Annotated in this window: 19 protein-coding genes and 1 pseudogene; 3 read left to right on the top strand and 17 right to left on the bottom strand. The window is 66.8% G+C overall.

Annotated elements, in window-relative coordinates; translation table 11 throughout:
- Window positions 1-4: 4 nt before the first annotated feature.
- The 6 genes and pseudogenes from NOF55_RS18655 to NOF55_RS18680 form a co-directional block, all read right to left on the bottom strand.
- Window positions 5-1,129 carry a class I SAM-dependent methyltransferase gene (locus tag NOF55_RS18655; protein ID WP_306412619.1) on the bottom strand — a complete coding sequence of 375 codons (1,125 nt, stop codon included), beginning with the start codon at window positions 1,127-1,129 and terminating at the stop codon, window positions 5-7.
- Between the two features lie 229 nt (window positions 1,130-1,358).
- Window positions 1,359-2,630, bottom strand: coding sequence for a DUF2793 domain-containing protein (locus NOF55_RS18660; RefSeq protein ID WP_306412620.1), 1,272 nt, complete (start codon window positions 2,628-2,630; stop codon window positions 1,359-1,361).
- An 8-nt stretch (window positions 2,631-2,638) separates the two neighbouring features.
- Window positions 2,639-5,134 carry a baseplate multidomain protein megatron gene (locus tag NOF55_RS18665; protein ID WP_306412621.1) on the bottom strand — a complete coding sequence of 832 codons (2,496 nt, stop codon included), beginning with the start codon at window positions 5,132-5,134 and terminating at the stop codon, window positions 2,639-2,641.
- Window positions 5,135-5,193: 59 nt separating this feature from the next.
- Window positions 5,194-5,523, bottom strand: a pseudogene (locus NOF55_RS18670) (phage distal tail protein, Rcc01695 family); the annotation flags it as partial.
- Between the two features lie 9 nt (window positions 5,524-5,532).
- Complete coding sequence (locus NOF55_RS18675; protein WP_306412622.1) at window positions 5,533-5,721, bottom strand: hypothetical protein; 189 nt, start codon at window positions 5,719-5,721, stop codon at window positions 5,533-5,535.
- Window position 5,722: 1 nt separating this feature from the next.
- Window positions 5,723-6,715 carry a tape measure protein gene (locus NOF55_RS18680; RefSeq protein ID WP_306412623.1) on the bottom strand — a complete coding sequence of 331 codons (993 nt, stop codon included), beginning with the start codon at window positions 6,713-6,715 and terminating at the stop codon, window positions 5,723-5,725.
- A gap of 70 nt (window positions 6,716-6,785) precedes the next feature.
- Here NOF55_RS18680 and NOF55_RS18685 point away from each other — a divergent pair, with 70 nt between their 5' ends.
- Complete coding sequence (locus tag NOF55_RS18685) at window positions 6,786-6,998, top strand: AbrB/MazE/SpoVT family DNA-binding domain-containing protein (protein WP_306412624.1); 213 nt, start codon at window positions 6,786-6,788, stop codon at window positions 6,996-6,998.
- Here NOF55_RS18685 and NOF55_RS18690 read toward each other — a convergent pair.
- The 4 genes from NOF55_RS18690 to NOF55_RS18705 form a co-directional block, all read right to left on the bottom strand.
- Window positions 6,971-7,252 carry a DUF7697 family protein gene (locus NOF55_RS18690; protein ID WP_306412625.1) on the bottom strand — a complete coding sequence of 94 codons (282 nt, stop codon included), beginning with the start codon at window positions 7,250-7,252 and terminating at the stop codon, window positions 6,971-6,973. The two genes, NOF55_RS18685 and NOF55_RS18690, sit on opposite strands and share 28 nt — an antisense overlap.
- Window positions 7,249-7,686, bottom strand: coding sequence for a phage-derived protein YdaY family protein (locus NOF55_RS18695; protein WP_306412626.1), 438 nt, complete (start codon window positions 7,684-7,686; stop codon window positions 7,249-7,251). Before NOF55_RS18695 ends, NOF55_RS18690 begins: the two co-directional genes overlap by 4 nt.
- Window positions 7,687-7,688: 2 nt before the next feature.
- Complete coding sequence (locus tag NOF55_RS18700) at window positions 7,689-8,633, bottom strand: phage tail tube protein (protein ID WP_306412627.1); 945 nt, start codon at window positions 8,631-8,633, stop codon at window positions 7,689-7,691.
- A 118-nt stretch (window positions 8,634-8,751) separates the two neighbouring features.
- The gene (locus NOF55_RS18705; protein ID WP_306412628.1) at window positions 8,752-9,171 is read right to left on the bottom strand and encodes a hypothetical protein; all 420 of its coding nucleotides are present in this window, start codon (window positions 9,169-9,171) and stop codon (window positions 8,752-8,754) included.
- 73 nt (window positions 9,172-9,244) lie between these two features.
- Here NOF55_RS18705 and NOF55_RS18710 point away from each other — a divergent pair, with 73 nt between their 5' ends.
- A complete protein-coding gene (locus NOF55_RS18710) occupies window positions 9,245-9,598 on the top strand; it encodes a type II toxin-antitoxin system RelE/ParE family toxin (RefSeq protein ID WP_306412629.1) in 354 nt (117 codons plus the stop codon).
- 5 nt (window positions 9,599-9,603) lie between these two features.
- A complete protein-coding gene (locus NOF55_RS18715; RefSeq protein WP_306412630.1) occupies window positions 9,604-9,975 on the top strand; it encodes a helix-turn-helix domain-containing protein in 372 nt (123 codons plus the stop codon).
- A gap of 3 nt (window positions 9,976-9,978) precedes the next feature.
- Here the strand turns inward: NOF55_RS18715 and NOF55_RS18720 are convergent, their stop codons facing one another.
- The 7 genes from NOF55_RS18720 to NOF55_RS18750 all read right to left on the bottom strand — a co-directional run bounded on the left by NOF55_RS18720 (window position 9,979) and on the right by NOF55_RS18750 (window position 16,454).
- Complete coding sequence (locus NOF55_RS18720; protein WP_306412631.1) at window positions 9,979-10,605, bottom strand: DUF6441 family protein; 627 nt, start codon at window positions 10,603-10,605, stop codon at window positions 9,979-9,981.
- Window positions 10,602-10,913, bottom strand: coding sequence for a head-tail joining protein (locus NOF55_RS18725; RefSeq protein ID WP_306412632.1), 312 nt, complete (start codon window positions 10,911-10,913; stop codon window positions 10,602-10,604). Before NOF55_RS18725 ends, NOF55_RS18720 begins: the two co-directional genes overlap by 4 nt.
- On the bottom strand, window positions 10,913-11,248 hold the full coding sequence (locus NOF55_RS18730; protein WP_306412633.1) for a DUF2190 family protein: 336 nt from the start codon (window positions 11,246-11,248) through the stop codon (window positions 10,913-10,915). Before NOF55_RS18730 ends, NOF55_RS18725 begins: the two co-directional genes overlap by 1 nt.
- Before the next feature lie 77 nt (window positions 11,249-11,325).
- On the bottom strand, window positions 11,326-13,380 hold the full coding sequence (locus NOF55_RS18735) for a prohead protease/major capsid protein fusion protein (RefSeq protein ID WP_306412634.1): 2,055 nt from the start codon (window positions 13,378-13,380) through the stop codon (window positions 11,326-11,328).
- A gap of 10 nt (window positions 13,381-13,390) precedes the next feature.
- On the bottom strand, window positions 13,391-14,875 hold the full coding sequence (locus NOF55_RS18740) for a phage portal protein (RefSeq protein ID WP_306412635.1): 1,485 nt from the start codon (window positions 14,873-14,875) through the stop codon (window positions 13,391-13,393).
- The gene (locus tag NOF55_RS18745) at window positions 14,875-15,084 is read right to left on the bottom strand and encodes a phage head-tail joining protein (protein WP_036706675.1); all 210 of its coding nucleotides are present in this window, start codon (window positions 15,082-15,084) and stop codon (window positions 14,875-14,877) included. Before NOF55_RS18745 ends, NOF55_RS18740 begins: the two co-directional genes overlap by 1 nt.
- 2 nt (window positions 15,085-15,086) lie before the next feature.
- Window positions 15,087-16,454: a terminase gpA endonuclease subunit gene (locus tag NOF55_RS18750; RefSeq protein WP_306412636.1), complete on the bottom strand. Its 1,368-nt coding sequence runs from the start codon at window positions 16,452-16,454 to the stop codon at window positions 15,087-15,089.
- Window positions 16,455-16,462 lie beyond the last annotated feature (8 nt).

The following is a 16,462-nucleotide window of genomic DNA, read 5'->3' on the forward strand; positions in this document are numbered from 1 at the left end:
GATGTTAAACGCGCTCGACGTGGAAATCGAACTCAACTGCGGCAGAAGATACTGCTTTCATCTGATCTGCTTGCCGCTTACCGGCATCCGCGGCCTTTGCCGGCCTGGTCGACATTAGGCGCCACGCGACACCGGATTCCTCTAGTGAGCGCTTGAAAATTGCCTTGGCGTCGACCGCGGCAGAGGGAATGATCCCAAAGCGGACATACATGTGCAATGTTTCGGTAGGGACTGTGGTATTGGCAATATTGCGCCACACTTTGCCGAGCGACGTAGCGAAGGCGCTTTTTCCTCCGTGGTCAAGCTGGGGGCCAGCCGAATAGTCAATAGCAGCGGGACCGCCGAGGAACCAGTTTCTCAGCCACTGATCCTGAACGTAGGTCCGCATACCGTAGTAGGGTGGGGAAGTGATCACGACTGATGGAGCGGCGCTAACCAACTGGAACACGTCGATCGACTGGGCGTCACCACACAGAACTTGAGATATCGGAGATGGAGCAGTTCGCTCCAGGCCTACCAAACGCTCTATCTTGCGACGTAGTACGCGTAGAACGTCGATCTTCGGCGCTTTGAGGTTTCTCTCCTTCCAGAAACGGACGGCGTAGTCCGGCTTTGATGCATAGGTCCTAGGCATCTGGTTGGAGAGATAGCCGGCGTTTTCCATGTGCTTGGGAAGGGGGCCGTGAAGGCAGCCTAAGACAGCGGCGCGCAGGATAGTAGACGCATCAGTTTCGGACCCAAGGCTCGGCAGCCCCTCTCGCAGGGCGCAGATATCCTTAAGGGTATCAGGGTGATACGCGGCCTGAAAGAATGGCGTCGCAGGGACATCAACTGGTTCAGTTGCCTCAAGAAGATCTGCTGCAAGCTGGAGCGGTTCTTCCACATTGCACGTCGCCAGCTTGGCCTTTGCGATGGCGACAGCAACGGGCGATGAATCAATACCCCACGCCGCGACCCCAAGGGTGCGAGCGGCAAACAAAGTGGTGCCTCGACCACAAAATGGGTCAAGAACGATTGGGGCACTCTTTACATGTCTTTTCAGCACCCTGAGAGGATATTCGAGCGGGAACATCGTAAAATAAGGGCAAATGGCATTTAGCGCATTATTTTTACTGTATGCGAGTACCATCTATTTTGCTCTTACTCTTTTGGTAGATCTTCAGACATCTAACTGACCGACGCCGGCGACAACAACGTCAGATAGACGGTTTGTAGTGAGATTCAAAGCACTTCATACGCTCGAATCCCCGAATGGAGTTGTCCAACGCGGCGTCTATGCTCCTTACCGACGTCTACGTGGTACTGGTCGGCAAGCAATGCCAAGCTGGTCGTACAACGTGGTCGTACAACGTCTCTTCTCACGGCTGGCGCGCCCGCGCCTGCTCCCGTATAGCTGCGTAGTCGCCCATCATCCTCGCGACCGCTGAGTTCTCTGGCAGCAATCCCAGTTCGTCTGCCGCGCGCGTCAGGATCGCCTCGAACTCAGCGTCGGGCATGCGCACAAAACTCTGATCGGATCGGGGTGGGGGCATAGGTTCAACCTTAGGCTGCTCAACCGACCTTGCCCCCCCCCAGAAGGACGTGCGATCGGCGGCGAAATACCCGTCGGCCACGCGAAAGGTGCCCTGAAGTTCCACCGTGTCACCCGTGGCGAGCGACACCATGGTCTGCAGCCAGAGCGCTGTCGCCTCGGAAGCATGGGCGCCGGATATCTCGCCGAACGATCCTCGGATTTCGGTCGAGCCGTTCAGCACGAGCCGCCCGCGCATGCGCGCCGTGGTGCTGGAATTGACCTTGTAGAGCAGCGTGGCGCCGAACAGATACGTGCCGGCGACCGGCGCAATGAACCGGTTGTTGCCGGCGTCGAAGGCGCTCTGGTCGTTGTAGTCGGTGTTGTTGATCGCGATCTTCGTCCAGGTGTCGACGGCAACATAGTTGTCGTAGTTGGTATAGCCCTTGAAGCGCGGCAGCCGGGGCTGGTCGACGATGCCGGTGGCGTTGTCGACGATCAGCCCGTCGAAGAAGGCGCTGCCGTCGGCGGAGACCGCCAGCCGGAACCTGTCCGAACCGAACAGGCCCATCAGCGCCTTGGTGACATAGCCGGTCTGGAGGGTGAGCCCGAGGTCACGACCGGCGGCCTCCTTGTTCATGGTGTAGAACAGATCGCCGGTGCCCCCTTCGACGACGGTCCTAGCGGTCCAAAGCGCGGCATTGAGCTTGGCCGAGAACGGATTGGCCGCATCGGCAGTCGTTCCGAGACCGAGCAGCACCATGTTCTGTAGCTCGACGGGCGTCGTGACGATCCAGACGGAGCCGTCATAGACCAGCAGCACCCCCTCGTCCTCCACCCATGCCCGCCAGCCGGTCCGCGGCGGAAGGCGAAGCCAGGTGCCGTCGGTCCAGAGCGCGACGTTCAAATCCCACCCTGTCCAGGCCCCGGTTGCGCCTGACGCCACGATGTAGCGGTCACCGTCGGCGGGGCTGCCGGGCGGCGCGGTCAGATCCCGGTCGAGGACGGAGAGCTGCACGAGCCCGTCGAGCAGCCGAAGCGCCTCGTTGTGAGTGACATGCTTCTGGGCCTGCGCCGCCAGGATGTAGGGCAGCAGAAGATGGGTCGTGATGTCGGACATGGGCGTTCTCAGAATGTCAGTGTAACGGTCTTCGGCGCACCCCGCCCGATCAGGGCGGAGAGCTGGAAGATGCGGACGGTCAGCGGGTCGACGGGTCCGAGCGGCGCGCCCCAGTCGGCGGTCTGCTGGGTGGCGGTGTAGACCACGCTGGTGCTGGCGGCTGCCAAGGTTCGCTTGACGGCTGGACCGTCGAGGATCTCGACCTCATAGGCTTCGACCTCCTCGGCGAGCGGCACCTCGCCGGTGCCCCAGTTGTCGGCCGCGAGCGCGCGGGATCGTCGTGCCCAGCGGATCGTCAGATCGCCCGGCGTTCGGGGCCTTCGCCATGGCTGTTCGACATGAGCGACCGAGAACGGCCGGAGCCCCACGCCCTCGGGCGTGAAGCTCGTGGCAACATAGGTCTCGTCGCTGACCGGACGGCTCGCCGGGCCGATGCGCCAGTTCCAGGGAAGCCCGAGATCGGCTTCGGCGATCGGCAGCGATGCGATGCTCTCGTCCAGCACCACAACCCGCGCGCCAGCGGGCACCGGATTGCCCATGGCGCCTTCCGTTCCGCGCTGCCCGCGCAAGAGCCGGGTCAGACGATAGCGCCCCGGCGCGATCAGTTCGGCCGCCCCCGCCTGCACAATTTCCCAGATGCCTGGTGCGCTCTCGATGGCGAGCGCATTGGCGCCGCCGAGCAGCGCCAGATCCGTGACGCTCTCCAGCGTGCCCGAAAGCAGATCGACCACCAGCACGTTGCCGAGGTCGAAGCGCGCGGTCGGTCCGGGCCAGAAATCCGAAACCAGGACGCCGATCCGGGCCCGACTGCCGAAGGTGGTCAGCAGTTCGAAACCATCGGACGAGCCGCTGCGGAACACCGCCATCTCGCCGGGCCATGGAATGGCATGGGCTGCGACGAAGGGACGATGCGCCGGCTGATCCTCGGTCAGTTGCGGCAGGTCCATCAATATCGCGTCGGGCGCACCGAACACGACCGGGCGCGTCAGCGAGGCGGCACGCGGATCGCCGGGCGGCAGATCGTAACTCGCGCGGTCCTGGTGGATCGCTTCCACTCCGCGCGCCTCGGCATCAGCGACGGAGACGAGACGGAACTCGATCTCCCGCCCGTCATGGGCGAGCCGGATCACGTCGGCGGGATCGAGCGCCAGCCGCGAGGGCGGAAGGCGGAAGGCTGCGCTCTCGCGTCCGGTCCAGGCTTCGAGCAGCGCGCGGCGGCAGCGGCGTTCCGCCTCTTCCGGCGGAACCGCCATCGGGAAGCTTTCGGATGCGATCCGCGTGGTGTCCACGGTGATGCGCCGCGCCTCGACGAGCGCGGCGTCGTAATCCTCGTCGGCACGGGCGACCTGCCACTTCAGCGCCTGCGGCAGTTCGGTCTCCTGGCCCCGCGTCAGTTCCAGCACATCGCCCTCATGGGTGGAGACCAGATCGTCGGGCGCGATGGTGGTGACGGACGCTCGGCCGCGCATGACGAAACGAATGACGCCCTCGGTCTCGACGGCATCGAACCCGAAATGCCGCGACAGCGTGGTGATGGAGGCGCGTGGGCTTTCCAGCGCGCCGATCGCATATCCCTCGACCGCGCCCCAGAGCCCGGTGACATCGATCCGGTCCTCGGGCATACCGGCGCGCAGGCAGAGGTGCCGCACGAGGGCCGCCAGCGATACCGCGCCGAGGCGGCCGGTCAGCCAGTGGCCGAGCCGCCAGTTCGGACCGTCGGTCCAGACGTCGGTCAGTTCCGGGAAGAACGGATAGGGGCGTGCGTCCCAGGTCCAGGCGGCGCATTCCGGGACATGAACCATCCGGCCGCCATAGACGGCGGACACCGGATTGTTCGCAGCCTCGCCCCACCAGAGATAGCTTGCCTCGAGATAGGCGCGCTGGATCGCATCGTCACGCCAGCCCCGCGAGAAATACGGCGTGAAGCTCTCGGAGGACTTCGGATCGAAGAAGACGTTCGGCTGGTTGGTACCCCGGTCGATGGCGGGACAGCCGAGTTCGGTGAACCGGATCGGCTTCGACTGCGGCGCCCATGCCGTCGGCGTCGCGCTCTCCACCCCGCCGGGGCGATTGAAATGCTGATTCGACCACCAGGCACGCAAATCCTTGTAGCGGAAGAGCCATGGCTTGCCGGCGGCACCATCGGTGATCGGGGTGCGGATCTGCGCCGATCGATCGGCGGCGCTGGCGTAGAACCAGTCGAAACCTTCGCCACCCGCGATGTTCGCCTGCAGATAGGCCCGGTCGTAGATCGCGGGCCAGCCCTCGGCGGCATCGAGATGGTCGAACCCGTCCCGCCAGTCGGAGAGCGGCATGTAGTTGTCGATGCCGACGAAATCGATCTCCGGATCGGCCCAGAGCGGATCGAGGTGAAAGAACACGTCGCCGCTTCCGTCGGCCGGCTGGTGGCCGAAATATTCCGACCAGTCGGCGGCGTAGCCGATCTTCGTGCCAGCCCCGAGAATGGACCGGACATCGGCGGCCAGATCCCGATAGACCTGCACGGCCGGATAGGTGGATGCGCCCGAGCGGATGGTGGTGAGGTGTAGCGCTTCACCAGCTGGAACTGCGTCGTCGTGCCGTCGCCGATGCCGACCTGCTGGTCGGTTGAGCCCGGCGTCTGCGATGGCAGGCAGGACTTGAAGTCGGCCCAGTCCTTGAAGCGGAAGCCGTGAAGACGACCGTTTCTTGCCTCGAAGAAGGCGACCACTGCCGCGAGATCGTCGGCACGACGGATGCCATAGGCCACGTCATAGCGGCGGCGCGAGTTCGCCCAGCTGGCGTTGCGTTCCTCGTCGCCCGAGGCCAGCTCCACGATCTGGGTGCGCCGCTCCGGTCCGCCGCGCGCACCACGGCTGATGTCGTCCGGGAACCGGACCTCGTGAAAAGCCATGACGATGCCTCACATGCCCCTTCGGCCGAGCGAGACCGCGCGGGCGATATCGGCCGCGATCTGCGTGCGGGACTGCCGGAAGCTCTCGGCATCGCGGGCATTGATCGTGACGTTGACAGTCTGCGCGGCGGTGGCGCCGTAACCCGCTGCCTCTCGCCGCGAGAGCACCTGCTCGCCACGTTGCAGGATCGCAGGCACTTCATCGGGCCTGAGCCCCGCCCAGCCCCCGGAATGCATGCGCGGGGCATTGGCGAATGCGAGCGCGGGCACCATGCGGCCCGGTCCCGCAGAAGGTCGCGACACGGGCGGCGACGAAGGCTGCGACCCAGCGTCCGGCCATGAAGCCGGCGAAGGCGATGCCGATGGCGGCGAGCCTTTCCAGATTGTCGGCAAGAAGGATCAGCCCCTCGGCCACCGCCGAGGAAGCGCCCGCCATCTGGTCCCAGGTCCCGATCAGTTGCAGCGCGGCATTGCCGATCAGCGTGAAGGCATCGCCGATGGTCGCCGGCATGCTGTCGGCTTCCTCGCGCAGCAGTTCGAGATTGCCGATCAGCGCCGTGCGGATGACATCGCCGGTGATCGCGCCCTGCTGACCGAGGTTGCGCAGGCCCGAGATGGTGGTGCCGAGCTCGGACGCCAGCAGCTCCGCGAGCCGTCCGCCGCTCTGGATCACGGTATTGAGGTTGTCTCCGCTGAGCGTGCCGAGGGCCATGGCCTTCGAGAGCGCATTCTGCACCGAGGCCGCGCGCTCGGCCCGCGCACCGGAGACGACCATGGCGTTGTTCAGCGCCTCGGTGAAATCCAGCGATTCCGCCGTCGTCAGCCCCAGTTCGCGCAGCGCCGTGGCATTGGCGAGCCAGGACTCCGTGGTCTGTCCGAGGCTCGAATAGGTCCGGCGCGCCATGGCCGCGAGCCGGTCCATGACGGCCGCGCCCGCTTCCTGCGAACCGGTGGCGAGATCGACACGCGAGCGCAGGTCGGTCCACTGGTCGGCATAGGCGATGAGCTGGCGCGTGCTGATCGCCGCGCCGAGAACGCCCATGACCCGGCGCACCACCGCGCCGGTGATGTCGGCCTGCCGCTCAATCCGCCTGAAACTGTTCTCGCCCGCGTCGCCGATCCCCTGAAACTCGGCCTTCACCTGCCGGCCACCCTCGGAGACGAGGCGGACGGAGACTCGTTTCTGGGCCATGGGTCATTGTTCCCGAAAGGGTGGCGGCGTTCGCCTTGCGCTGAGGCATCGAACGAGGGAGACTCGGGCCATGTCCAAGACCGCCATCCTGTCCTCGAAATTCCAGATCACGATCCCCGCAACGGTCCGGGCGGCCCGGGGATCGAAGGCCGGTCAGGTCTTTGCTCTCATCCCGAAGGGGACCGGCATCCTGCTGATGCCGGTGCCGGAACGGGGCGATCTGGCCGGCATTGCGAAGACCGCGTCGGCGGGCGGTTACCGGGACCGGACGGATCGCATCTGATCTTCAGGCCCTGACCGGTCACCAGACGCCATCTGCTCGTTGAGCTTGCGCACCATCACCGCCTCGATCTCGGGCAGGCATTCGGCGGCGATCAGCGGATCGAGCCCGAGCGCCCGCGCCATGGCGAGCGCCGCCGTCATGTCCCAGCCGAGCACCATGGTCCCGCCCATGCCGGCCGTGACGCGAAGCTGCCCGGTCAGGCGTTGTGCCAGATCCCAGACCTGCCAACCTTCCGGAGTTTCCGGATGGTTCACCCGCGCCGGGCAGTCCGGGCACGAGCCTTCGCAGGCCGCGCAGTAGCTTTCGCCCCCGCCGAAGTGCCATTCGGCGAGGGCGCGGAGCCGTTTTTTTCCGCATCCAGCATCAGATGCGGCGCGAGGCAGCGGGTCTGGAAAGACTCGAACACCGGCCAGATGTCCAAAAGCGCGTCGATGCCTTCCGGTGTGACGGGAACGGGATTGCCGTCGGCATCGCCGACACCTTCCCAGCCGGTGACCACGCGGCGGGCGACCGCCTTGGCCATGACCAGTGCCTGTTCTTCTTTGCTCGCCTCCTCGGGCAGCGCCTCGACCGCTGGATCGTTGCGTGCGGCGACCATGATCGCGGTGGTGACGGGCAGGACGTGCAGGCGCAGGTCGTGGCCGAGATCGAGCCATTTCGGCTTGCTGGAAAGGTCGAGACGGATCATGGTTAGTAGCTTTCGATGTCGTTGACGAGAACGGCGGTGCACATCCGCCCCAGTGCGGCGTCGCGCGCGGCCTGCCAGTCGAAGCTGGCCTGGATGCCTTGGGGCCCGCCGATCTCGATGCGCGGGCGCGGCAGATAGACGGCATGGACGGTGACGGTCAGGCTTTCGCCCGAGATGAGCGTGTAGGAAAACTCCAGCTCGCAGGGCGTGCCGTTGATCGCCTGCGTGACTAGCGTGCTGTCGGCGAAGCGGACTTCCGTCCGGCCGGTGAGCGCGGCGATGGAAGGATCGGCACCGTCAATCATGCCGTCGGCGCGAATGGTCTCGATCCGGTCGAGATTGTTGGCATAGGTGATCTCGGTCGAGATCACGTTGCCCAGTGCGGTGCCATTGCGTTTGATCGCGCCGTTGAAATGCCCGAAACGGATCAGGTCGAGCTCCGCCGATGTTCCTGCGCTGCTGCTCGTGGCCACCGTCTCGCCCTGCGCCACCAGCCGCGCGGTGGCGGTGAGCAGGCCCGAGCGCTGCATCTGCCAGCTGAGCTGGTCCAGCACCACGCCGGCATACATCGCATAGCGCGGCACCTCGGGCATGGCGGTTTCGATCGCCATGCTGGGCAGGGTCCATCCGCCCGATTGAAAGGTGTGGGTCCAGGGACCGGGGGAACTGCCGGTCGTCGTTGGCGCGCCGAAGGCCGCCTTCAACCAGAAGCCGAAGGCCTCGGCGTCGATCGGCAGCACCACATCGCCATCGGCGGTCACCGCGTCCTTGATGGGCGCAAGAGGATCGCGGCCGTAGCCCAGAAGCTCCGAGTTCAGGAGCGGCTGTTCCGCCCCGAGCGTGGCGCTGGCAAAGGGCATCCTCGTGTAGCCGCTGCCGGGCGGCGTGCCATAGGTCGTCTCGAACGCGAGCGCCATCCGCGCCCGCGCCCCTTGGGCGCGTGCCATGTCGGTCTCCTTGTCGAAGGGGTTCAGCCGAGCGGGTCGGCCGTGGAGTGAGGCGGATCAGCCGACAGTCCAGTGGACTGTCGGCCCGCCAAACGCAGCACCTGCACTGACTGTGGGGTCAGCCAAGCGGGTCCGGAACGGAGTAGTGTAAAATGACCGGAATGACGGCCGCCTTCAGGCTGGCCGCGCCGTCCACCGGCAGATCGACGGGCTGCGGAGCCTCTGCCTCGACCCAGTCGCAGAGACCGCCGAGCGTGCGGTCGGCGGCAAGCGCCGCGCCGACGCCGGCGCAGAGCGTGTCGAAACCCGTGTCCCGGTTCGCGCCCTGCACCACGGCTTCGATCTCGGCCCGGTGCTGGTAGTGATAGTGCAAGGGCGAGAGCGTCACCTCGGGCTCGCCGGGCCCGCCGTCCCGGAGGATCAGCAGGCCAGCAGCGGGGACGCGCTCGGGCAGCACCTCGCCGCGCAGGGCGGTAGCGGGCAGCGCCGACAGCCGCGCATGCAGCGCGGCGAGGATGGTTTCACGAGTGGAGGGCATCGGCGCCTGCTCAGGCCAGTTCTTGCAAGATTAGTGCTTCAAGGCTATATAGCTTCCAAGACATGAGGATCGCATGCCCTGGACCGTTTCCTTCGCCGACGAGTTCGAGCCGGAGTTCGATGAACTCGACGAGGAGGTTCAAGACGCGATCTTCGCCCGAGTGCTGCTCCTCGAACGTGAGGGACCGTCGCTCGGACGTCCGCATGCCGACACTCTGACCGGGTCGAAGCACGCGAACATGAAGGAGTTGCGTTGCAGTGCCGCCGGCGGCGTCTGGCGCATCGCCTTCGCATTCGATCCCGACCGGCAGGCGATCCTGCTCGTCGGCGGAGACAAGTCGGGTGGCAGCGAGAAGCGCTTCTACAAGCAACTGATCGCGCGGGCCGATGAGCGGTTCGACCGCCACCTAGCCAGACGGAAAGGATGACGATCATGGCACGCAGCCTTCAGGACAAGCTCGCAAGCCTCGACCCGGCACGCCGTGCAAGGATCGAGGCCGAGGCCGATCGTCTGCACACCGAGTACCTGACCTTGCAGGAACTGCGCAAGGCGCGGGAGTTGACGCAGGTGCAGCTTGCCGAAGCCTTGGGGGTCCAGCAGGCAACCGTCGCGAAATACGAGCGCCAGAGCGATCTCCTTCTCTCGACGCTCGCGAGCTATGTCCGCGCCATGGGCGGCTCCCTGAAGCTGACGGTCGAGTTTCCGGGCAAGGAGCCAGTCGCACTCGAATGGCTGGGCGATATCGAGGGATCCCGCGGTCGGCGGCGTGGAGAGCGCGCCGACGCTGCTGCTGCACGTCCGTGATCTTCATCCGGCATCCACCCAGTTCGCCACGATCAGCCCCGGCACCGCATCGCGCGCCCGTTCGGCATCCCGCGCGAGGTCCAGTCGCTTCGTCAACCTGACCTGCGGGACCAGCAGGAAGATCGGCACGGTGGTCAGTCCCCGGCCGGTCTTCGACCGTGATGCGACGGCACGGCCCTTCTTGTTCAGCCGTCCCTCGGCGACCAGCAGGCTCGGACCCATCCGGCGATAGACGAAGCGCAGGCGCAAGCCGGTGCGACGTTCCCATTCACCGGGAGTGATCCGCCCGCCGCGCAGGGACTTGCCCGCCGCAGGGGTCGGGATCGCCAGCCAGAACCCGTTCCTCGAGCGGATCAGCGGGCCAGTATCGTGAGCGCCGACGATCACCGGGGCCTTCGACCAGACCAGTGCCGTCGCATTGAGGCTGGTCCTACCTTTTGGGAACTGCTCCGACCGGATGGTGCGGGCAAGCCGCGCCCCGAGACCTGCGCCGGTGATCTGCGCGCGCCAGGCGGTCTTGAGGCCGGTCCCGGCATCGCGCATCGCCGTGGTGACGGCCTTCTCCCCGGCCTCCACCTCCGCTTCCATCAGGCGGACGATATCGCCGACGATGCTGACGCCGAGTTTCATGCGGGCCTCAGGTCCACGGTCCAGACGAGCCGTTCGCGATCGCGGACGGGTTCGCCCTGGATGAGGAAGGCGCCGCTGCCGATCTCGATGCGATCACCGGGATGCGGGTTCGGAACCTCGGTCACGCGCAGGTCGATCCGCGTTGTTTCCGACCAGAGCCGCGCATCACCGAAGTCAGTGATCGCATCGGCCCGTCGGGCGACGACGCGCACCGGAACGGACACGCCGCCATCGGCGATGTAGACCGCGTCCCGCCCGATGTTCGGATCGGCGAAGAGCGCGCCAATGGCGGCGGCGAAAGCTCTCATCAGAAGCTCGCGTTCAGGCGCACCCTGCCGATGGTGTCGCTCGCGCCGCTCGCCACGGCCTCGACGGCCACACCTATAGCCGTGTTGTCGGTCGAAACGGTCGTGGTGCGCTTGTTGGTATCGTCCCAATAGACCTTTGCGCCGACGGTCCATGCCTGGCTGCCGACCTTCGTCAGGTCGAAGACGCCGACGAGCGCGGTCTCGACGGGTTCGCCGCTGGCGGCGGTGCCTGCGGCCACGCCGAAGATGGAGCCGACGAGCAGGCCCTCGCCGGAGGTCACGGCGTAGGGCGCGGTCAGGGTGATGGTGTTGCCGGGCTGAACGTAGTTTTTCATCGCGAGAGTCCTTTCGGAAAAGCGAAGGGCGGCCCGCCAGGACCACCCGGATGTCAGGGTTCGGGATGGGGTGCGCGTTACGCGCCCGGGTTCTTGTAGAGGCCGCGCCAGTCGATGGCCTTGGCCCCGAAGTCGAGGCGGCACTTGATCTCGACGCCGTCGACGTCGAAGCCGTTGCGCGTCTCGATATAGGCGCCCTGCTGACCCTCGAGATAGGCGTATTCGATGGTGTCGATCTGGTTCGGGCTCGCCGCCAGATACCAGGCGGTTTCGCTGGCGGCATCGAGCCGGGGCTCGCTGATCGGCGCCAGCGTGCGAATCGACTGCGGCACCACGTTCCCGCTCTGCGCCGGCACGAGGTTCTGGGCGACCAGTCGCTCGGCCTTCAGTTCCAGCGCGGCGGGCACGATCAGGAAGGCGGGGCGGATGTTCAGCACCGTCTTCTTGTCGAGCCCGGTCTGTTTCGCCATCGCGGCACGGGCAGCACCGACGCTGGTGACGTCCAGCGCCGCGCCGGTGCCCGCGAGGTTCCTGTGGTTGGCATGGAACAGCGCCGTGCCGTCGGCCATCGCCGGGTTGGAGGTGACGATCCCCCAGACCACGTCGGATTCCAGTTGCGCGATGGAGTTGCCGTACATCGCCGGAATCCGGGTGAAGGCGTCGAGATCGTCGTTGATGAGCACCTGGCGGGTGATTGCGACCACCCGGCCGTAGGTCTTGACCTTGTAGCTCTCCTTCGACTCGCCGAGCGTGCCGCGCTTGAACTCGCCGCTCTCGCCGACCTCCAGAAGCTGCGGCGCCTCGCCGAGCTGCACCCGGTGCATCGCCTTGAAGTCGGTGGCGAGTACCTGGCGGCAGAACAGCATGAAGGTGCGGGGATAGGCCTCGTAGGCCTGGCGCAACGTCTTGTTGGTGACGGCGGCGAGGATCTCGGGGAAGTCGGACGTCGAATGCAGCGCCCGCGTCGCCACCTCGTCGCGCGACAGGCCCCGCGTGTTCACCCCGGCATTGCCGAGGCTTTCGCGGGCGAGCTCCAGCAGCGTCATGCCCCGATACTGGCGCGCGGCATCCTCGAGCGGGAACAGCGTCGGGCTGTAGCGGTGCAGAAGCGCCGAAGCCACCGCGTCGCGACGGGTGATACGCTCGTCGCGTCCGCCGAGCGGGATCGACACCTGGCCGAAGGTCCGGGTTTCGTCCGACTTCGCGGCGACCTGATCGAGGATCAGACGGCGGGCCTCGTCGATACTGACGCCACGCTTCACCAGATCCTCGGCGAAGCTGCGCTCGAGGTTCAGACGGCCCGCGAGATCGTAGATGGTCGAGACCCGATCGCGTTCGGCCTCGCGGGCGCGGGTGGCGACAGCCTCGGTGTCGGGCGCTTCCGGTTTCGCTGATGCGGTCTTTTGGTTCGAGGGCCCGGGCTGGCTGCGCGCGTCGGTGGCATGGGCCTGCGCCTCGGCCGCGCCGGTCTTGTCGTCGGTCATGGTGGTCTCCTCGGTCGCTGCCGTCTCGTTGGTCTGGTCGGCCGGAGCGGCCGGGGTCTTGTCGGTCATCGGGGATGCTCCTTGCTCTGTGGGGGCGTCCCAGCGATGGAGGACGCAATCGTGATGTTCGCCCCTGGCGCGGAAGCCAGCAGCGGGATCGGCGCCGACCGGCACGGCCGAGATCTCGAAGGGCGTCCAGTCGACCGCCCGCCAGAGCTCGCGCCCGCCATCGGGTTTCGAGATGTCGAAGCGATGGACCTGGTAGCCGATCGACACCGCGCGGATGTGCCCGGCCTGGATGTCGCGCCAGATCGGCTCGACGTCGGCGCGCTCGCTGATCCGCACCTGCGCGATGCCGCGACCGTTCTCAATCCGCGCCGATCCCGGCACGACCGAACCGATGACGGCGTCGAGCGTGTCGATCTCGTGCACCTTCAGGAAGGGTGCGCCCGCGTTCAGCCGTTCGAGCCGCACATGGGCGGGGTCGAGGCTCAGCTCCTCGTCATAGGACTCGCCGAAGAAACTGGCGCGGCGGACGCGGGCGCCCGCCGACCAGATCACCTCGACGGTGCGGGCGTCGGTATCGACGCTGTTAGGCGCAAGCTCTGCCGTCCGGCGCATGGCCGGCAGTTCGATCATCGTATCCATGGGGTCAGTCCTATTGGTCGGCCTGCGCAGGATCGGCTGCCTGCGCGCTGCCGGTCTTGGTGACGCGGCGGGGATCGCTGTCGAGCACCAGCCCGAGCGCGTCGAGCTTGGCGTTGGTCGCGGCGATCTCAGCCAGCACGGCGTCGGGATTGCGGCCTTGCTGCGCGATCACCTCGGCCAGAGTCATGGTGCCCGAGCGGATCGCCAGCAGGTTCGCCATCGCATCTTTCTGCGGATCGACCGCCTCGAACTTCGGCGGCGACCATTCCACCGGCACTTCCGGTGTTGGGATCTGGCCCGCCGCCCATGCGGCCTCGGTGAACCAGCGCCAGACGGGGGCGCAGAGCATCGGGATGAAGAGCTGCCACTGCACCGCATCGATCACCCGGCGGAACTCCACCAGCCCCGCCCGGATCGAGGAATAGTTCACCTGGCTCAGATCGCCGGTCAGCAGCTCGTAGGGCACGCGGAACCCGGCCGAGATTGTGTGCAGGCTGGCGCGCTTGTATTCGCCATAGCCGCCGGTGGCTTCGGGCTGATTGAAGCGGATGTCCTTGCCGCCGCGGGCATAGGCGATCAGCCCCGGCTCGAACTGCTCCACCCGGTTGCCGTCGGCATCGACCACGGCGGGCGCGATGCTCTGCTGCGCCTCGTCGTCGCCGAAGACGATGGCGGTGACGCAGGCCTCGGTCTTCTTGCGGACCAGTTCGGCGACCTCGTAATCGTCAAGATCACGCAAGCTGCGGATCACCGGCGCGCCCCATGGAACGCCGCGCGCCTGCGTGCGCTGCTTCTCGTAGACATGAGCGATCTCGGTCGCCGGAACCGGGCGAGACCCGAGCCCGCCCTGAAGCATGCCCCAGGCATCGCCGGGGTGTTCGCTGTACAGCCAGTAGGCCCGGCGTTTGCCGACAGGGTCGAACTCGATCCCCTGGACGAGACGACCAGCGCCGATGGCGCCGGATTTCGTGGCATCGAGGAAATCGGCCTCCAGCACCTGAAGCTGCAACGGGACTGGGAGACCGTCCGAGGATCGCCGCAGGCGACGACGCACCAGCACTTCGCCCGCTTCGATCATCTCCCGGCAGATCAAGGTCTGCAGCCCGTAGAAATCGAGCTGGCCGTCCGCATCGCAGGCCTCGGCCCAGCGTTCGAAGAGATCGTCGACGCGGCGGTCCAGCGCCTCGTCGCCACTGGCGGCGCGCGGCATGATCCCCGCGCCGACGATATTGTTCACCAGCACCGCCACGGCCTTGGCCGCATGCGGGTTGTTGCGCACGAGATCGCGCATCCGGTCGCGCAGGAGCGCCCCGGCCATGCCGATCTCGGTATCGGCCGAGGATCCGGGCGCGCGCCAGCCATCGGTGCGACGCCCTCGCGCAGCGCCGTCATAGCCCCGCGTGAGCGTCTCGAAGGCCTGCCGCGCCAGCACCCGACGTGCAGCGGCCCGCGGGGCGACCGACGCGATGGCACGGTCGAACCAGTTCACGGCCATCAGCGATCCCCGCGCGAGAAGCCCGCGAGACCGGCCACCGGCAGCGGCCGGCCGACACCCGCGATGGCGCGCTCGATTGTACGGATGCGGGCGAGCAGATCCTCCGCCGAACCATAGTCCACCGACTTGCCGTCATAGCTGACGCGGGTCGTGCCGCTGGCATAGGCCCGGCGCAGCGCCGAAAGCTCGGTTTCCGTCCAGTCGGTCATGTTCAAAACCATCCTTCGCGCCGCCCGAGCCAGTCAGAGCGGCGCTTTCCCTGTGGGGCGTGCCCGAATCGGTTGATCTGCCCGGCCGGGTCGGTGTCGCCTGAAGGCACGGCCCCGAGCTGATCCTCGAGGTCGCGCCATTTCTCATCCGGCCAGCGGTCCGCGCCCGCGATCCAGGCGGCGGCGCGGGCATAGACCCGGCAATCCAGCGCCTCGTTGCGCTCGCGCAGCTTCTGCCATTCGAGCCGGGCGAAGCCGCGCTTCGTGCGAACCGTCACCAGCTGCTCGGCCACGACCTGCTTCAGCCACTCGCTTTCGACCCATGTCGGCAGGTGGATCGTGCCGGGCGGAAAGGCCGCTCCCTCGGCGCGTTCCTCTGCCGTCGGTCGATCAAGCCGCAGGAAGCGGTAGGTCTCGGCCTTGAAGGTGGAGACCGCTACCGTCCAGAGCCGGGCGCCGCGACGCAGGCGGCGGCCGCCCTCGGTCGCGTCGACGAAGGTCGGACCCGAGACCGGGCTCGAACGGTTGAAGCCTTCGACGCCCTTTACCGGCGCCACCTGCGCGAAGCCGACCTTGCGCGACCAGGCATAGACTGCCGGGGCCTCGTAGCCGGTGTCGATGGCGAGCCGCGCGATCCGCAGATGCGCGCCGCGTTCGTGCGGCCAGGACCTGTCCAGCAGCGCCGTCAGTTCCGACCATGCGTCGTGCCGATCCGGCCCGCCCTCGATCACGACGTGGTCGACGAGCCAGCTTTCGAGCCCGCGACCCCAGGCCCAGACATCGACCTCGATCCGGTCCTTCTGCACGTCGGCCCCGGCGGTCAGGAACAGCCCGCCCGCGGGCACGATGCCGGGCTTCCACGCCTCGCGCCGGTCATAGAGCCGTTGCCAGTCCGGCGCTTCGCCACTCTCGACCCATGTCTCGCCAAGGATTGTGTTGCGGAACGCCTTGATCGCCTCGTCCGACCCTTGGGCCGCCTCCCAGCCGCGTGCGATCCGGGGCCAGCTCAGCCAGCCCACCGGCGAATAGAGGGCCGAGAGGTGGTAGCCGACCGTCGTCGGATCGCTTGCTACCGCCGTCGCGCGCCACTCGCCGCGCTCGAGCATGGCCGTCTTGTGATGCTCGGCGATGGGCCGGTCGCAGCCTTCGCAGTGATACTCCGCCGTCTCCGGCCGCCCCTTCTGCCAGCGCAGCCGCTCGAACTTGAGCCACTGCATCGCGCCGCAATGCGGGCACGGCACGAAGTAGCGTCGCTGATCCGACGCCTCGAACTCGCGCTCGATGCGTGACAGCCCCCGGATCGTGGGCGTCGAGGCGAGCGCAGCCACGCTGCGCTCGACGAAGGTCTTCTGGCGGGGGCGCAGGCGCATGACCGGCT

This window comes from Ectorhizobium quercum (assembly GCF_026552795.1).
Classification (GTDB): domain Bacteria; phylum Pseudomonadota; class Alphaproteobacteria; order Rhizobiales; family Rhizobiaceae; genus Ectorhizobium; species Ectorhizobium quercum.

Excerpts from the sequence above, each read along its gene's own strand:
- NOF55_RS18715 (WP_306412630.1), top strand. The coding sequence starts at position 9,604 with ATGGCACGCAGCCTTCAGGACAAGCTCGCAAGCCTCGACCCGGCACGC.
- NOF55_RS18660 (WP_306412620.1), bottom strand. The coding sequence starts at position 2,630 with ATGTCCGACATCACGACCCATCTTCTGCTGCCCTACATCCTGGCGGCG.
- NOF55_RS18740 (WP_306412635.1), bottom strand. The coding sequence starts at position 14,875 with ATGGCCGTGAACTGGTTCGACCGTGCCATCGCGTCGGTCGCCCCGCGG.
- NOF55_RS18695 (WP_306412626.1), bottom strand. The coding sequence starts at position 7,686 with ATGATCCGTCTCGACCTTTCCAGCAAGCCGAAATGGCTCGATCTCGGC.
- NOF55_RS18685 (WP_306412624.1), top strand. The coding sequence starts at position 6,786 with ATGTCCAAGACCGCCATCCTGTCCTCGAAATTCCAGATCACGATCCCC.
- NOF55_RS18655 (WP_306412619.1), bottom strand. The coding sequence starts at position 1,129 with ATGGTACTCGCATACAGTAAAAATAATGCGCTAAATGCCATTTGCCCT.
- NOF55_RS18705 (WP_306412628.1), bottom strand. The coding sequence starts at position 9,171 with ATGCCCTCCACTCGTGAAACCATCCTCGCCGCGCTGCATGCGCGGCTG.
- NOF55_RS18745 (WP_036706675.1), bottom strand. The coding sequence starts at position 15,084 with ATGACCGACTGGACGGAAACCGAGCTTTCGGCGCTGCGCCGGGCCTAT.
- NOF55_RS18725 (WP_306412632.1), bottom strand. The coding sequence starts at position 10,913 with ATGAGAGCTTTCGCCGCCGCCATTGGCGCGCTCTTCGCCGATCCGAAC.
- NOF55_RS18710 (WP_306412629.1), top strand. The coding sequence starts at position 9,245 with ATGCCCTGGACCGTTTCCTTCGCCGACGAGTTCGAGCCGGAGTTCGAT.
- NOF55_RS18700 (WP_306412627.1), bottom strand. The coding sequence starts at position 8,633 with ATGGCACGCGCCCAAGGGGCGCGGGCGCGGATGGCGCTCGCGTTCGAG.
- NOF55_RS18720 (WP_306412631.1), bottom strand. The coding sequence starts at position 10,605 with ATGAAACTCGGCGTCAGCATCGTCGGCGATATCGTCCGCCTGATGGAA.
- NOF55_RS18750 (WP_306412636.1), bottom strand. The coding sequence starts at position 16,454 with ATGCGCCTGCGCCCCCGCCAGAAGACCTTCGTCGAGCGCAGCGTGGCT.
- NOF55_RS18735 (WP_306412634.1), bottom strand. The coding sequence starts at position 13,380 with ATGGATACGATGATCGAACTGCCGGCCATGCGCCGGACGGCAGAGCTT.
- NOF55_RS18680 (WP_306412623.1), bottom strand. The coding sequence starts at position 6,715 with ATGGCCCAGAAACGAGTCTCCGTCCGCCTCGTCTCCGAGGGTGGCCGG.
- NOF55_RS18730 (WP_306412633.1), bottom strand. The coding sequence starts at position 11,248 with ATGAAAAACTACGTTCAGCCCGGCAACACCATCACCCTGACCGCGCCC.